This window comes from Methanotorris formicicus Mc-S-70, assembly GCF_000243455.1.
In the GTDB taxonomy this organism is placed as follows: domain Archaea; phylum AGJL01; class Methanococci; order Methanococcales; family Methanococcaceae; genus Methanotorris; species Methanotorris formicicus.
In genome coordinates, this window is record NZ_AGJL01000046.1 from 1 (window position 1) to 14229 (window position 14229).

Genomic DNA, 14229 nt, shown 5'->3' on the forward strand with positions numbered 1-14229 from the left:
TATTCGAATATGCTTGCGAAAGTCCTATATTTTGTTGAGATTCTCTTTAAAATCCTCCCTAATCAAAAAAGGGCATTTCTCAATATTCTCTCCTTTAAGCAATGCCTCAGCAAATAAATCACATCTTTTATATCCACACGCTTTACAGTTGTATTTTGGGAGCAAGTTTAGTATAGCGTTGATTCTTTCTTCCATTCCATCACCTATTCCCCTATATATTTAGTAAAGCCATCTATCCTTCTCAAAACTCCCCTATGGAATTTCTTGGCAATTCTTGTTTCTCCAACACATAACGTGCAAATGCACAATGGAGCACTATGTCTCAACTCCTCACTCTCCAAATTCTCAACATCTTTACATTCCAAAATCTCCTTAGCAATCTCAGCACTACCCTGTCCGCTTAATCCATTAACATCATAAATCCTACATCTTGGATTCATTTCCAAAACCCTCTCCCTAAATACCTCTCTCTCCGCCTGAGAAACAATATCTCCCTTTGTTATAGCAACAACATCTGCACTCGTTAAGAAAGGTCCAACTTTTCTTGGGGTATTTGGGCCGCATGTGGCATCAATTACACAAATCCCCAAACTGTTTTTTGTATATGGTGCGCATCTGTGACACAAACCTGCAGTTTCAATAATTAAAATATCCGCATCCTGCTTTTCAGCCCACTCAACCATCTCTTCTGTATTGTAGATGGCAAAGTGGTCAGGACACATATCCTTACTTAACCCCACCAAAACAGGAATATTCAACTTTTTGTATCTTACATCATCATCAGTATATAAGCAATCAATCTTTACCACTGCTGGATTACATCCCCTATTCTTCAAATGCCTTATTGTGTGTATTAGGAGAGAGGTTTTTCCCGCTCCTGGAGTACCAGCAACAATCACAATCTTCATAAATTCCACCTTTTACACCGTTAATTCTAAAATTAACAAAAATCATAATATAAATTCCTTAAATTAACAAAAGAGTTCTAACTCCTTTAAAGTTAATCTTTCCCCATACCTAACTTTTTCCCTCAACATAAGCATCCAGTTGTCAATCTCACTCAATCTCCTTGAAACTTCCTTTTCCTCCTCTGTTGTTTCAATAACTTCCTTCATTCCACCATTTTTCATAACTACCCTTCTATCCGTCATTAATGCCAAAACTGGGTCATGAGTAATAACTAAAACAATCTTCCCATGTCCAGATAACAACTCCAACGCCTCATGCTTCTTAATTCCTGCATTTTCAATCTCATCTATCAATACAATTGGGGAATCACTTATAACTGCAATATCTGCAACCATCAAACTCCTTGATTGCCCTCCACTCAATATTGTCAATGGACAATCCTTATCAATTGGTTCTCCAGTTAATTTATTTGCCAATTTTATAACCTTATCAACAATCCCATCTTTTTCAATACTCCTACTCTTTGCATGCATAAGTAAAAATTCCTCAACAGTCATATCTGCCAAAAAATGCATATTTTGCGAAAGTTGAGCAATTCTCCTCTTTCTTGGGTCTCTCCTCATCTCTACTGGAGGCACTTTACCATTTATCAAGATTCTTCTTTTTGATATTGTATCTCCCTGTGCTAACTGCTCAATATCGCTTATTAGATTTGATTTCCCACTACCAGTTGGTCCAACAACCCCTAAAATCTCTCCTTTTTTTATTGTTAGTTCTCTAACATTTTCTGGATTGCCAAATTTATCGTATCCACCTAAAATTGTAATTTCTTTTATATCCATGGTATCCCATCTTAAATCTTTTAACCATAATTTAAAACGTTAAATCTTGCCAAATGTATCTCCTCTTAACCCTCTCCTTAATGTTTCAAGAGATATAACCTCATCGTACGCTATGTTTCCTAAATTAACACCACTTCCAAATTTTAAGATGAACTCTACCTGTTGATTCTTGTTTGGAGCCTCAAAGATTACTTTTTTAATATCAACACTCTTTGCCAATATCTCCAATTCATCCTTTTTGATATTCCCCTTCTCATCAAATAAACCTATACATTTCCCGCTTTCTCTTCCTTCGATAATTACATAATTAGATCCACATTCCAAATCAAAGTTTATCAACTTTATCCTATCCCCTATTGTCAATTCCCTATCTTTTTCAACACTCTTTTTTCCAACCTCAGTAAGTACTATAAAGCCTTCATCCTTTGCTCTTTTTATTGCATATTTTCTATCTTCCAAACTCAAATCCATAGAACCATTGGAAATCTCTACCCCATCAAAGCCCAAATCCTTACATTCCTCCAAAAATTCATCAAACATACCCTTTGAAAATGCCGCCTCAAATAGTGTTCCTCCAGGATATGTTTTTATACCGTATTCCTTGTAGATACTTATTTTTTCTTTAACAACATCCCTATCTTGCACTGCACTTGTTCCCCAACCAAATTTAACAAAATCTATATGCTTTCCACAAACTCTTAGATAGTCCATAATAAAATTTGGCGATAATCCTTTGTCTAAAACCATTGTTATGCCTTCATCCCTATCCTTACTCAAAAATGAAAACGCATTCATGTTATCACTTTCATAAATTTGTTATTTCTTATAGTAAAAATTTTTATGATTTATTTACATTATAAGAATAATCTAAATTATTATTAGAAAAAAGTTATATTTATATGTTACGATATGATTTCAACATAACAAGGTAATACAAAATAAAATAAATAAAATGAACAAAAGATAAAATGGTAAAAAATCAGGAGTGATTTTAATGAAGATAACAAGGATGCATGGTGCTGGTGGAAAAGTCATGCAGGATTTAATCAAGGAGATTATTTTAAGCAATTTAGAAAGAACCTCAGTAAACGGTGGAATTGGATTGGAGTGTTTAGATGATGCCTCAACAATACCAATTGGGGATAAGGAAATTGTTTTTACTGTTGATGGCCATACAGTTAAACCAATATTCTTCCCTGGTGGAGACATAGGAAGGTTATCTGTCTGCGGAACTGTAAATGATTTGGCAGTTATGGGAGCAAAGCCACTCGCTTTGTCTTTATCATTAATACTACCAGAGGGATTTGATATTGAAAAACTTGACAAAATAATGAAATCAATAAACGAAGCATGTAAAGAGGCAGATGTAGCAGTAATAACTGGAGATACAAAGGTTTCCAATGTTGATGATATTATCATTTCCTCCTCTGGGATAGGGGTGGTTGATAAGGGGAAGGCAATTAGAGATAGTAGTATAAAGGAAGGAGATGCAATCATCGTCTCTGGAAATATTGGGGATCATGGGTTGGCAATTTTATTATCAAGAGAAGGTTTTGAATTTGATGCAGACATAAAATCAGACGTGGCTCCGCTAAATAAGATGATTGAAATGGTTTTAAATGAGGGAATAGAGATTCATGCAATGAAAGACCCCACAAGAGGGGGTTTGGCAGATGCATTAAATGAGATGGCAGAGAAAAGTGGTTTAGGAATAGATATATATGAAGAAAGAATCCCAATTAGTGAAGAAGTTCAATCCATTGCAGATATTCTTGGAATAGATCCATTAACAGTTGCAAATGAAGGAAAGGTTGTTATGGCAGTTAAAAGAGAGGATGCTGAAAGATGCTTAGAGATTTTAAGGAAGCACCCACTTGGAAAAAATGCAGAGATTATTGGTTATGCAACAAAAGAACATAAAGGCGTTGTAATGGAAACAATTGTTGGAAAGAGGGTAGTTGATACCCCAATTGGAGACCCAATACCAAGAGTTTGTTGAAATCTACAAAATTTTTTTGTAATTAAGTAAAATTAAACTACTAAACTAAACGAATTGTATCGATAGTAGGAATCTACCGAAGGGTAATTTAACTTGCCAATCGTTTCTAAGTATGTGCTTTCCATGGCTTTAATTAATCCCTTTGTGTAGTCCTCAGTTCTATATATTTTCGGATTGGTTAGTATTCTACTAATAAAATCGTTTAAATAGTTAATAACTCTCAGTGCATAAATTTTTAGTTCATGAAATCTCCTCCTTTTATTTTTTTAATAGATTTATTGCGTATTATTAAATATTAACTTTTCTGTTTTATAGTATGATGTTCGAGATACTGTTTTAGAACAAGTTCCCAAAAATCTAAATATATAAATATAAATTCCTAAAATAAAATGGTGGGCCCGGGGGGATTCGAACCCCCGACCTCCGCCTTGTGAGGGCGACGTCATAGCCCCTAGACCACGGGCCCATGGATGGTTGTTTGTAGAATTTTTGGTAACTATATAAATATTATATCCAATAAAATAATTTCAAAACAATAATAAACAAAAATAGATTTTTAAATTTTTCGGTGTAGCAAATCCAAAATTAAATAAAAATGTCTTATTTCTTTATGTGTTTTAAAATCTCAATGTTTGGTGGAAATTATGCTATGGAAAGAGGTTTGCGAGATATACAACAAAATAGAAAACACCACAAAAAGATTGGAGAAGAGAGATTATTTTATAAAATTGATTAATATGGTCGAAGATATTGGAAAGCCAGAGGATTTAAAGAAAATTTGTTATTTAACAATTGGAAGGGTTTTTCCAGAATATGATGAGAGGGAATTGGGTATAGGTTCAAAATTATTAATTGGTGCTATAGTATCAACTGGGATAAAGGAGAAAGAATTGTTGGAAAAAATAAAAGAAACTGGAGATATTGGTTTGGCAATAGAGAAATTGAAGTCAGGTATAAAGCAAGTATCTTTATTTACCAGGCCCCTCGAAATTGATGAGGTTTATGAGACGTTGAGAAAGGTGGCTGAGATTGAAGGTGAGATGTCCCAAAAGAAGAAACTTAGGTATATATCAAGTTTATTTTTGAGGGCAAGTCCTATTGAAAGTAGATATTTAGCAAGAGTTATTTTGGAGGATATGAGGATTGGAATGAACATCCCAACAATTATTGAGGCATTGTCACTCTATTTCAATGTTCCAAAAGAAAAATTGGAGAGAATCTATGCAGTAACAAATGACATTGGATTGTTAGCAGAGAAGTTGATGGAGGGGAATTTGGATAGTGAAGAGTTGAAACTAAGGGTATTTAGACCTATAAAGCCAATGTTAGCCCAATTAGTACCATCAATAAGGGATGCGATAAATGAGATGAAACTTCCCCAATTTGAGACAAAGTATGATGGTGCAAGGGTTCAAATCCACAAAAAGGATGGAAAAGTTAAGATTTACAGTAGGAGGTTGGAAGATGTTACAAACGCTATCCCAGAAATTAGGGAGGCTATTGAAAAATTGGAAGCAGATAACTTTATAATTGAGGGGGAGTGTGTAGCAATTGACACATCAACAGGAAAGCCAAGACCTTTCCAAGACATTTTAAGGAGATTTAGGAGAAAGTACGATATTGAGAAGATGATAAAGGAGATAAATTTAAGGGTCTATCTTTTTGATGTTTTGTATTATAAGGGTAGAGAATATATTGATTTATCTTTAAGTGATAGGAGGAAGACATTAGAGGAAATTTTAGGCATAGAGAATGATTGGAGAAAAGATAGAGAAAAGATTGAAAGGGAACTTAAATCCAAAAAAATTATTGATATTTCTTACAAATTGGTAACTGATGATGCTAAGGAGGCAGAGAAATTTTATAGGTGGAGTTTAGGTATTGGTCATGAGGGTGTGATGATTAAGAATTTAGATGCCATCTACACTCCTGGAAGTAGGGTAAGGACGATGTATAAATTTAAACCCACATTGGAAAATCTTGATGTTGTAATAACAAAGGCAAAGAGAGGAATGGGAAAGAGGAAGGATTGGTTTGGCTCTTATGAGATATCAATTAGGGATGAAGAGGGAAATTTATATTCAATTGGGCATGTTGGAACTGGTTTAACGGAGGAAGATTTGGAGAGATTGACAAAGATGATTGATGAAATAATTATTGAGGATTTAGGAGAGGAGGTTGTTGTTGAACCAAAGATTGTTGTTGAAGTTGCCTATGAGGAGATTCAAACATCAGACAAATATCCATGTGGTTATGCTTTAAGATTCCCAAGAATCGTTAGATTTAGAGACGACAAATCCATAAATGATATAAACACACTGGATGATGTTAAGAGGATATATGAGATTCAACACACTACATAATTGCTAAAAAAGAGTACGATATAATTAGTGGAACTTTGGCTGCATTGAGGTCCTTATTGGTAATGGTAGAGGTCTGTGTGGGAATCTTTCTGTTTCTTTTTTAATTCTCTCAATTAACTCATCAACAGTCATCTTCTCTTTTACAGGTTTCTTTAATGATGATTTTTCTCTAATTGTTACAGTTAAAACATCATTTTCAACTTCCTCATCTCCTACAACCACAACATAAGGAACCCAGTCCTTTCCAGCATTTCTAATTTTTTTACCAACGCTGTCTTCTCTATCGTCAATATCAACCCTTATTTTATTTGCTTTCAACTTCTCAGCAACTTTTAATGCATATTCATTATGCCTTTCTGCAATAGGAATCACTCTAACTTGTATTGGAGATAACCAAACGGGCAACATTGGTGGTTTTCCTTCTTTTGAATTTAAATAAGATCTCTCCAAAAGTCCACATAAAACCCTCTCAATACTTCCAGTTGGTGAACAATGAAGGATTATTGGATATTTCTCCTCATTGCCATCATGGACAACTATGCCAAACCTCTCTGCACTTTCAACATCAATTTGAACTGTTGGATTTTCTATTGGTCTTCCTAATGCATCAATAACCGCGATATCTACCTTTCCAACCCAGTAGTGTTTTCTTCCTGGAAGAAGTTCCAATAAAACATCTTTGCCATATTTTTCCTTGTATTCTTTTGCAATCTTAAAGAACCAATCTTTATTTTCCTCAAAGAAATCCTCTGTAAATCTGAATATTACCGAATATGGTGTTTTTAAGTCATCGCCTGTTTTTAAGCACATCCAAAACTGCTTTTCAAACTCCTCCATTGCCATCTTTATATCCAAACAAACAGTATGCATATCTGGCATTGTAAATGCTCTTAACCTCTTTAAACCAACCAACTCCCCTCTCTGCTCATATCTAAAACTGTAGGTTGAGAGTTCATATAATTTTATTGGTAAATGCCTTGGCAGAATATACATATCCTTTTTCATCATAAATTGCCCAAAGCATGCTGCAAATCTCAACATCAACTCCTTGTTTCCCTGTCTGAATCTATACTGTCTTTCTCCAAATTTGTCTGCGTGTTCTCTAATCGCCTTATTGCCCAAATCATACATAACTGGTGTTTCTACTGGCATTGCCCCCATATCTACAACCAAATTGTAAACATAATCCGCTAACAAATCCCTTATTAATTTTCCTTTTGGATACCATCTAAAGTGTCCTGCATCCGAACTTGTCTCATAGTCGCAGATTTCTTTTTCTTTTATGTATTTAACATGCGGAGGCTCATCCTTGTTTTTATTTTCTTCTTTAATTCCTAATTCGTGCTTTGCCAAAGCCTTTAACTCTTCATCTTCAATAATGCTTATATTTTCTTCATTTAATTCAATTACCTCATTTGTATCTACCTTTAAGAGATAGAATTTTGATGGAGTTTTTTCTTTTTCTTTTTCCTCCTCTTTTGGGGAAATCTTCCTTGATAACTCACTCAAGGGATGTCCTTTACAACTTATCTTAAATGCCTTGTACCATCCAAATGGTGCCCTTAAAACGTTATAGTTTTTGTTTTTTAATTCCTCTTCAATTCCTTTTAAAACATTTTTAGCAACTTCTGGGGATGATAAATCACTTGATAAATGGGCATAAGGATAAACAACAATGTTATCAATCTTTAACTGCTTAGCAACCTTTTCTATTTCTTCAACTGCCCCTCTTATTATCCCTTCAACATTTTCCTCATCATCCCTTTCAACTGCAATAAAAGTAGTTAGACATTCTTCCATTTTACCATTTAATACATCTGTTTCCTCTGCAATCTTTGTTTTATCTTTTGCCTCAAATTCCAAGTAATCAGAATGTATTAATAGCATCCTCATTCTATCCCTCATTCAATTTTCAAAACTACATGGATTATAGTTTTTTATATTAATATATTTTTATAGTTGTCTGCGAAATAAGTTATAATTGCTCATTGAATATATCGCATAATTATTTATATGGTGCTGTGTTATAGATGATTATAATTTTCATGTGGATAATATTGAATTTACATTTATTGTTATGTTATTTAACTATTTTAGATAATTGTGGTGAAACACATGGAAAGTACATCACGTATAATCCTAATCATAGCGTTACTAATTTGGATTTTCCTCTATGCAATAAGAGATACTATAAATTTAAAAACATACTTTGGAGTATTTGGTATATTAAGAACAAAAATTGGTATGAAAACTATAGAAAAACTTGGAAATTATGAATTTTGGAAAAAATTGGCAATATTATCCATCCCAATTTGTGTGATAATTGGGTTTTTTACATTTTTCTCCTTAATAGAATCAACCCTAAAACTCATGAGTGGAGAGTTACCAAAAGAGGCCTCAAAACCCATAATATTCTTGTTTGGTAGTGTAATCCCATGGATACCGGGAATTATAGGATTGATTGTTGGGATAACAATTCACGAATTGGCACATGGAATTGTTGCCTATGCGTTTAGGCAGGAAATAAAAAGTACGGGATTGTTATTGGCACTTGGAATTCCCCTTGGAGCGTTTGTAGAACTTGGAGATGAATTTAAAAATTTAGATAAAAAAATAAGGGGGGCTATTGCTTCAGCAGGACCAATGGCGAATATTGTTGTATTCTTGATAGTGGTTTTAATAACGCCTCAACTCTACTCCATCCCCACAGAACTAACCATAACAAAAACCTACGCCTCACCAGCAATGGATGTTTTAAATGAAGGAGATACGATTTATTCAATAAATGGGATAAAGATAAATTCATTAAAAGATTTTCATGACATAGTTAAGAATTTAAAGCCAAATGAAAAAATAACTATAACTGTATTAAGGGAGAATGAGCTAAAAACATTCAATTTAATAACTTCCAAAGAGGGGAAGATAGGCATTGTTGTTGAACCATCAAAGAACTTGGCATTTGTATTAAATATTTGTTATTGGACATATTGGATGAATCTATTGCTTGGATTTTTCAACCTACTCCCAGCACTGCCGTTGGATGGTTACTACGTATGGGTAGCATTTCCGAGGGTTATTGGAGATTTGAAGTTGAAAATTAAGTCATTGGAGAAACTGATGGGTTATATATCAAACATATTGGAAATGATATTAAATGAAAAGAATTTAAATGCCATAAGTGTATTAATTTGGTGGATAATCTTTGGTTCTATGATTTACTCATTCATCTAAAGTTGTGGTGGCTATGGTGAAGATAACAATAATAAGTGCAGAAGGCGGTTCAACAATTAGGGCACTGAAAAATGCAGTGGAAATACTTGGGGAGAAATGTGAAATATTCTTTTTATCCGATAATAATTTTTTATTGGATGGTAGATTTAATTTAGATAGTGATTTGATACATACGAGGTGTGGTATTGGAGATTATTTGGATAGACTAACTCTCTACTCATGGCAATTTTTAAATGCATTGGAAGTTGAAGGACATATTTTTATAAATCATCTAAAAACTGTTTATGCATCTTCAGATAAATTCAAAACCATAAAAATCTTAGAAAAGAACAAAATACTTACTCCAAAAACGGCACTTGTAAGGGATTATGACGATGCCTTGAAGTTTATGGAGAAAAATAACCTTAATTTCCCATTAGTTTTAAAAAATTCATTCTCTAAATGTGGATTAAAAACCTACTTAGTAAAAAACCACGAAGAATTAAAAAAACTTACAAAAAATGCAATTTGGGAAGGCAAACTTATTCAAGAATTTATAGATTTTAAGGAAAATGGGGTTTATAAGGATATTAGGGTTTTGGTTGTTGATGGTGAGGTTGTTGGGGGGTATAGGAGGGTAAGTAGTGATTTTAGAACAAATCTTCATTTAAACCAAGGGTACGTTGAGAAACTGCAGATAAATGAAGAGATTGGGGAAATTGCCTTAAGATGTGCAGAGGTTATGGAGGGGCATATAATGGGGGTAGATATCCTACCAAAAGATGGGGCGTATTATGTTATTGAAGTCAACTCTGCACCAGGGACAAAGGGGTTTAGGCAAATTGGAATAGATGCAGATGAAAAAATAGCAAAATGCCTAATAAAATATGCAAAGGTATAATTTTGAGGTGGCATTAATGATATTAACAACCATAATCCCTGCTTTTATGTTTGTGATCATATCGATTATTATTGCATATAAAGAAGAACTTAAGTTGGAAAAGAAAATTTTAGTTGTTTGTATATCTGCGTTAATACAACTTTTAATTTTGGGGTTTGTTATCAATATCATTTTTAATCTTGAATTATTTTTCACATTCTTGATGATTTTTGTGATGATAATGATAGCATCATATATGATTAAAAATGAAATTAATATAGGGGAAAGGAACTTTATTTTTTTATCTTCATGTTTTTCATTACTTTTTACATCAACAGTATCGCTTTTAATTTTGATTTATTCTGGTGTTGTTGAGTTAAAACCGCAGTATATAATTCCCCTTATTGGTATGGTTATAGGAAATTCAATGAACTCAATAAATTTATGCTTAGATAGGCTTTTAAATGATTTAAAATCAAATAAGGATATTTTATGGGGTTATTTAGCATTGGGAGCAAACGACTACCAGGCAATGAAGCCATTTATAAGGGAAGCCATAAGGTCTGCACTAATTCCCCAAATGAATAGAACCAAGACGGTTGGTATTATTTTTATTCCAGGTGCAATGGTTGGGATGCTTTTAAGTGGGGCAAATCCCATACGTGCTGCAGAGATACAGATTGTTATTATGTGGATGGTTTTATCAGGAGCGTTGATATCCACATTAATTGCATGCCATTTGGTATACAAAAAGTTCATGAAGTGTGTATAGGTGGAAATATGCTTAGGGGAAAAGATGCTACACTGGCAGCAATACTAAAGGTTATTATGGAGGATATGCCAGAAACACAGGATGAAATAGCAAACATCTTAGGCGTTAGTAGGAGATATGTGGCAAAGTTGCTAAAGCCATTAATTGAGGAAGGTGTTGTAAAACATCCCTATGTAGTAGATTTAGAAAAGTTATCTAAGTTGGATATAAAATTTGACACAGACATAATATTAAAAGAAATCTTAAATACCTTTGAGAGGATGGGAAATAACGTCCTTTCAAACATGGATAAAGCATTTATGGCGTTAAAAAATAACGACATTGAAACAGCAAAGAGTATTATAATTCAGGATTATGCATTAAATAGAATGGAAGAAGAGGTAAATATAATGATAAAAATGGATGTGTTGAGATATCTTCCAACAACCTATGCAATGAACCTATCTTCAATCGCGTCAAATATTGAAAGGTGTGGTGACTACATATCAAACATCTCTGAGGAGGTTGTTAATGGATTAAAAATTAAAAATAAAGAACTTCAAAAGGATATTGATGAAATATACTTAATAATAAGGGAGATGTTTATAGAGGCAATGGATGTTTTAAAAACAAAGAAAAAAGATTCAAAAATTTTTGAATTGGAGAATAAGTTGCACGAAAAACTTGAAAAAATTATGGAAAAAGTTTCAAAAGAAAAAGGGGATGATATCAACTACTACATACAATTTGGAATGTTTCTTAAGGATGTGGAGAGATTTGGGGATAGGTGTGTGAATATCGTTGAAATTGCAAGAGAACTCTACTATGGAATCCCAAGAAGTGTGTTGCCAGAGGGTTTAAAGAAGAACCTTTAAAAATAGGGATGATAAATGATATATGTTTGTGTATGTCTCAATTTAGGAATTCGATATGAAATTTTTATGTTGGCTTAATCGTTCTTTCAAAAATTCTACTTGAATCAATATTTTGAGGGAGAGTATGAAAGTGAACTATGAGAAATGTGGTTACTGTGGAGCATGTGTTGGAGTTTGTGAAAAAATGGCAATAGAGTTGGTTGAAAACTTAATAATCATAGACAATGAAAAATGTACAAATTGTAAGTTGTGTATGGTAGTTTGCCCATTGAATGCCTTAGAGGGTTAAACCGAATAATCTTATTTTGGAGGTATGTTCATGAGGGAATTTATGGAGAGTTATGATGTTGTAATTGTAGGAGCAGGACCTGGAGGAAGCATGAGTGCATACGCTTCAGTAAAGAACGGAGCAAAAACACTTTTGATTGAAAAATCTCAAGAGATTGGAGAACCAGTTAGATGTGCTGAGGCAATCCCAAGTTTAGAGGATTTTGGAATAAAACCAAGTTCTGAATTTTTTAAGAATGAAATAAAAGGTGGATTCCTATTTGCACCAAATGGGAAGAGAATAACTGTAACGCAGGGGAAAGCATCGGGTTACGTTGTTGAGAGGAAGATATTTGACAAGTTTTTGGCAATTAGAGCAGCAAAAGAAGGAGCAAGATTGGCAGTAAAAAGTAGGGTTGTTGGTTTGGAGAGGGAAGGTGATGGATGGAACGTTATTGTTAAACACTTAGATGAGGAATATGCAGTTAAGACAAAAGTTGTAATTGCTGCAGATGGTGTGGAGAGTAATGTGGCAGAATATGCAGGCTTAAAGGCAAAGAAAAAACCATTAGATATATGCTCTTGTGCTGAATATGAGATGACTAATGTTGAATTGTTGGATAAGAGTATGATGGAATTTTATTTTGGAAACAATATAGCAAAAGGAGGCTATGTATGGATTTTCCCAAAAGGAGATACGGCAAATGTTGGTTTAGGGGTTAGAGATTCAAAGAAAAAAGCAATAGATTATTTAAATGAATTTTTAGAAAATGGTTTGGCAAAAGATAGATTAAAAAATGCCACTCCAATAGAGTTTAAAGTTGGAGGGGCCCCTGTCGGTGGTCCAATAGAAAAAACCTACGACGATGGGATTTTGGTTGTTGGTGATGCCGCAGGACAGATAAGTCCTTTAACTGGTGGGGGTATTTATTTAGCAATGGACTGCGGTTTAATTGCTGGGGAAGTTGCAGGAAGGGCAATTAAAAATAACAATTGGAGTGAAGACGTTCTTTCTGAATATGAAAAAAAATGGAAAGAAAAACATTACGAATATCTGATGAATCACTTGAAATATAGAAAGATTTTGGAAAAAATGAGTGATGATGAGTTAAATGCACTTGCAGAAGCGTTAGGAGATAATTTGGATGATATTGATTTGAAAAAATTTGTCAAGAGGATTTTAACAAAAAAACCAACCCTTATTAAGTACTTTAAAGATTTGATTTAATATTTAGATTATTTTTGATTATATCAACATATTCTTTCTTTTTTGGAACAATCATAATTCTCTTTGAAGGCAATCTTATTGATGCCCTAAAACCATGTTCTCTTGCTATACCAGTTATTTTTTTATTCAATTCATATAACTCATCCAGTAACTCCTCTGTTATTGTTGCATCTTCGTCACAATACTGCATTGGACAACCTTCTCTCCAAAATCCAATTTTGTCCCCAACTTCATGGACTTTTTTTATATCAATACCATAATAATCTTTAAGTTTTAAGACATCATCATGAGATAACCTTATTAAAGGCCTAAAAAACATCATTTTATATTTTTTTGGAACTGGGGTTAGTTCCATTTTTTTATAATTAACTTCTCCATATTTTTCTCTCAAATAGTCCATTATGGGTCCAGAAATTTTCTCCAATGCAGTATCTCCAGTCATTATTATTCTTGCATTGTGTTCTCTTGCAATATCAACAACCTTATCTTTCATTATGTTCTTACATATTCTACAAATACTACTCCCTTTTGCGCCTATTGTTCTTCTTCTAATTTCATCGGTAATATCATGGAATAAAATTGGGACGTTAAATCTCTTTGCAATTCTCTCCGCTTCATTTTTTGCCAATTCCCAACTCCATTTATGAACAAAATGGACACATAGGTGCACATTTAAACCCAAATCTTTTACCAATGCTAAAGATGTTGAACTATCTTTCCCACCACTTAACATAACAACTATTTTTTCACCCTCCAAACCTTCCTCTTCGAAGTTTTTTAAAATATCTTCCTTCAATTCTTCAAAATTATTTAAATTTCTTTTTTCCTTTGTCCATTCTGAGAATTCCATTAAACTCACATCCTTAACTATTTTTAAAATACTGACAGTGTGATTACGAGAATCC

The 14229-nt window shown here is 33.5% G+C and carries 13 protein-coding genes, 1 tRNA gene and 1 pseudogene; 8 read left to right on the forward strand and 7 right to left on the reverse strand.

Annotated elements, in window-relative coordinates; translation table 11 throughout:
* Positions 1-27: 27 nt before the first annotated feature.
* The 4 genes and pseudogenes from METFODRAFT_RS10235 to comA form a co-directional block, all read right to left on the reverse strand.
* Positions 28-195: pseudogene (locus METFODRAFT_RS10235) on the reverse strand ((Fe-S)-binding protein); the annotation flags it as partial.
* 8 nt (positions 196-203) lie between these two features.
* Complete coding sequence (locus METFODRAFT_RS07575) at positions 204-908, reverse strand: GTP-binding protein (protein WP_007044992.1); 705 nt, start codon at positions 906-908, stop codon at positions 204-206.
* Positions 909-971: 63 nt separating this feature from the next.
* The gene (locus METFODRAFT_RS07580) at positions 972-1751 is read right to left on the reverse strand and encodes an ATP-binding cassette domain-containing protein (protein WP_007044993.1); all 780 of its coding nucleotides are present in this window, start codon (positions 1749-1751) and stop codon (positions 972-974) included.
* A gap of 39 nt (positions 1752-1790) precedes the next feature.
* Positions 1791-2546, reverse strand: a complete 756-nt coding sequence (comA, locus tag METFODRAFT_RS07585; protein ID WP_007044994.1) for a phosphosulfolactate synthase — start codon at positions 2544-2546, stop codon at positions 1791-1793.
* Positions 2547-2745: 199 nt separating this feature from the next.
* Between comA and hypE the strand changes: the two genes are divergently transcribed.
* On the forward strand, positions 2746-3750 hold the full coding sequence (hypE, locus tag METFODRAFT_RS07590; RefSeq protein WP_007044995.1) for a hydrogenase expression/formation protein HypE: 1005 nt from the start codon (positions 2746-2748) through the stop codon (positions 3748-3750).
* Positions 3751-4140: 390 nt separating this feature from the next.
* Here the strand turns inward: hypE and METFODRAFT_RS07595 are convergent.
* Positions 4141-4216 (reverse strand) — tRNA-Val (locus METFODRAFT_RS07595).
* A 178-nt stretch (positions 4217-4394) separates the two neighbouring features.
* Here METFODRAFT_RS07595 and METFODRAFT_RS07600 point away from each other — a divergent pair.
* Positions 4395-6113 (forward strand): ATP-dependent DNA ligase, encoded by a 1719-nt coding sequence (locus tag METFODRAFT_RS07600; RefSeq protein ID WP_007044996.1) that lies wholly within the window; start codon positions 4395-4397, stop codon positions 6111-6113.
* A 24-nt stretch (positions 6114-6137) separates the two neighbouring features.
* Here METFODRAFT_RS07600 and METFODRAFT_RS07605 read toward each other — a convergent pair whose 3' ends face one another.
* Positions 6138-8006 carry a threonine--tRNA ligase gene (locus METFODRAFT_RS07605; protein ID WP_007044997.1) on the reverse strand — a complete coding sequence of 623 codons (1869 nt, stop codon included), beginning with the start codon at positions 8004-8006 and terminating at the stop codon, positions 6138-6140.
* A gap of 222 nt (positions 8007-8228) precedes the next feature.
* Between METFODRAFT_RS07605 and METFODRAFT_RS07610 the strand changes: the two genes are divergently transcribed.
* The 6 genes from METFODRAFT_RS07610 (at position 8229) to METFODRAFT_RS07635 (ending at position 13324) form a co-directional block, all read left to right on the forward strand.
* Entirely contained in the window at positions 8229-9344 is a 1116-nt protein-coding gene (locus METFODRAFT_RS07610; protein WP_007044998.1) for a site-2 protease family protein, read from the forward strand.
* 13 nt (positions 9345-9357) lie between these two features.
* The gene (gene cofF / locus METFODRAFT_RS07615; RefSeq protein WP_048115759.1) at positions 9358-10224 is read left to right on the forward strand and encodes a coenzyme gamma-F420-2:alpha-L-glutamate ligase; all 867 of its coding nucleotides are present in this window, start codon (positions 9358-9360) and stop codon (positions 10222-10224) included.
* A gap of 16 nt (positions 10225-10240) precedes the next feature.
* On the forward strand, positions 10241-10975 hold the full coding sequence (locus tag METFODRAFT_RS07620) for an ABC transporter permease (protein WP_007045000.1): 735 nt from the start codon (positions 10241-10243) through the stop codon (positions 10973-10975).
* A gap of 8 nt (positions 10976-10983) precedes the next feature.
* The gene (locus tag METFODRAFT_RS07625) at positions 10984-11829 is read left to right on the forward strand and encodes a phosphate signaling complex PhoU family protein (RefSeq protein WP_007045001.1); all 846 of its coding nucleotides are present in this window, start codon (positions 10984-10986) and stop codon (positions 11827-11829) included.
* 124 nt (positions 11830-11953) lie between these two features.
* Complete coding sequence (locus METFODRAFT_RS07630) at positions 11954-12118, forward strand: 4Fe-4S binding protein (RefSeq protein ID WP_007045002.1); 165 nt, start codon at positions 11954-11956, stop codon at positions 12116-12118.
* 30 nt (positions 12119-12148) lie between these two features.
* Positions 12149-13324: an NAD(P)/FAD-dependent oxidoreductase gene (locus METFODRAFT_RS07635; RefSeq protein WP_007045003.1), complete on the forward strand. Its 1176-nt coding sequence runs from the start codon at positions 12149-12151 to the stop codon at positions 13322-13324.
* Here METFODRAFT_RS07635 and METFODRAFT_RS07640 read toward each other — a convergent pair.
* The gene (locus METFODRAFT_RS07640) at positions 13308-14174 is read right to left on the reverse strand and encodes a 7-cyano-7-deazaguanine synthase (protein WP_007045004.1); all 867 of its coding nucleotides are present in this window, start codon (positions 14172-14174) and stop codon (positions 13308-13310) included. The two genes, METFODRAFT_RS07635 and METFODRAFT_RS07640, sit on opposite strands and share 17 nt — an antisense overlap.
* Between the last annotated feature and the right edge of the window lie 55 nt (positions 14175-14229).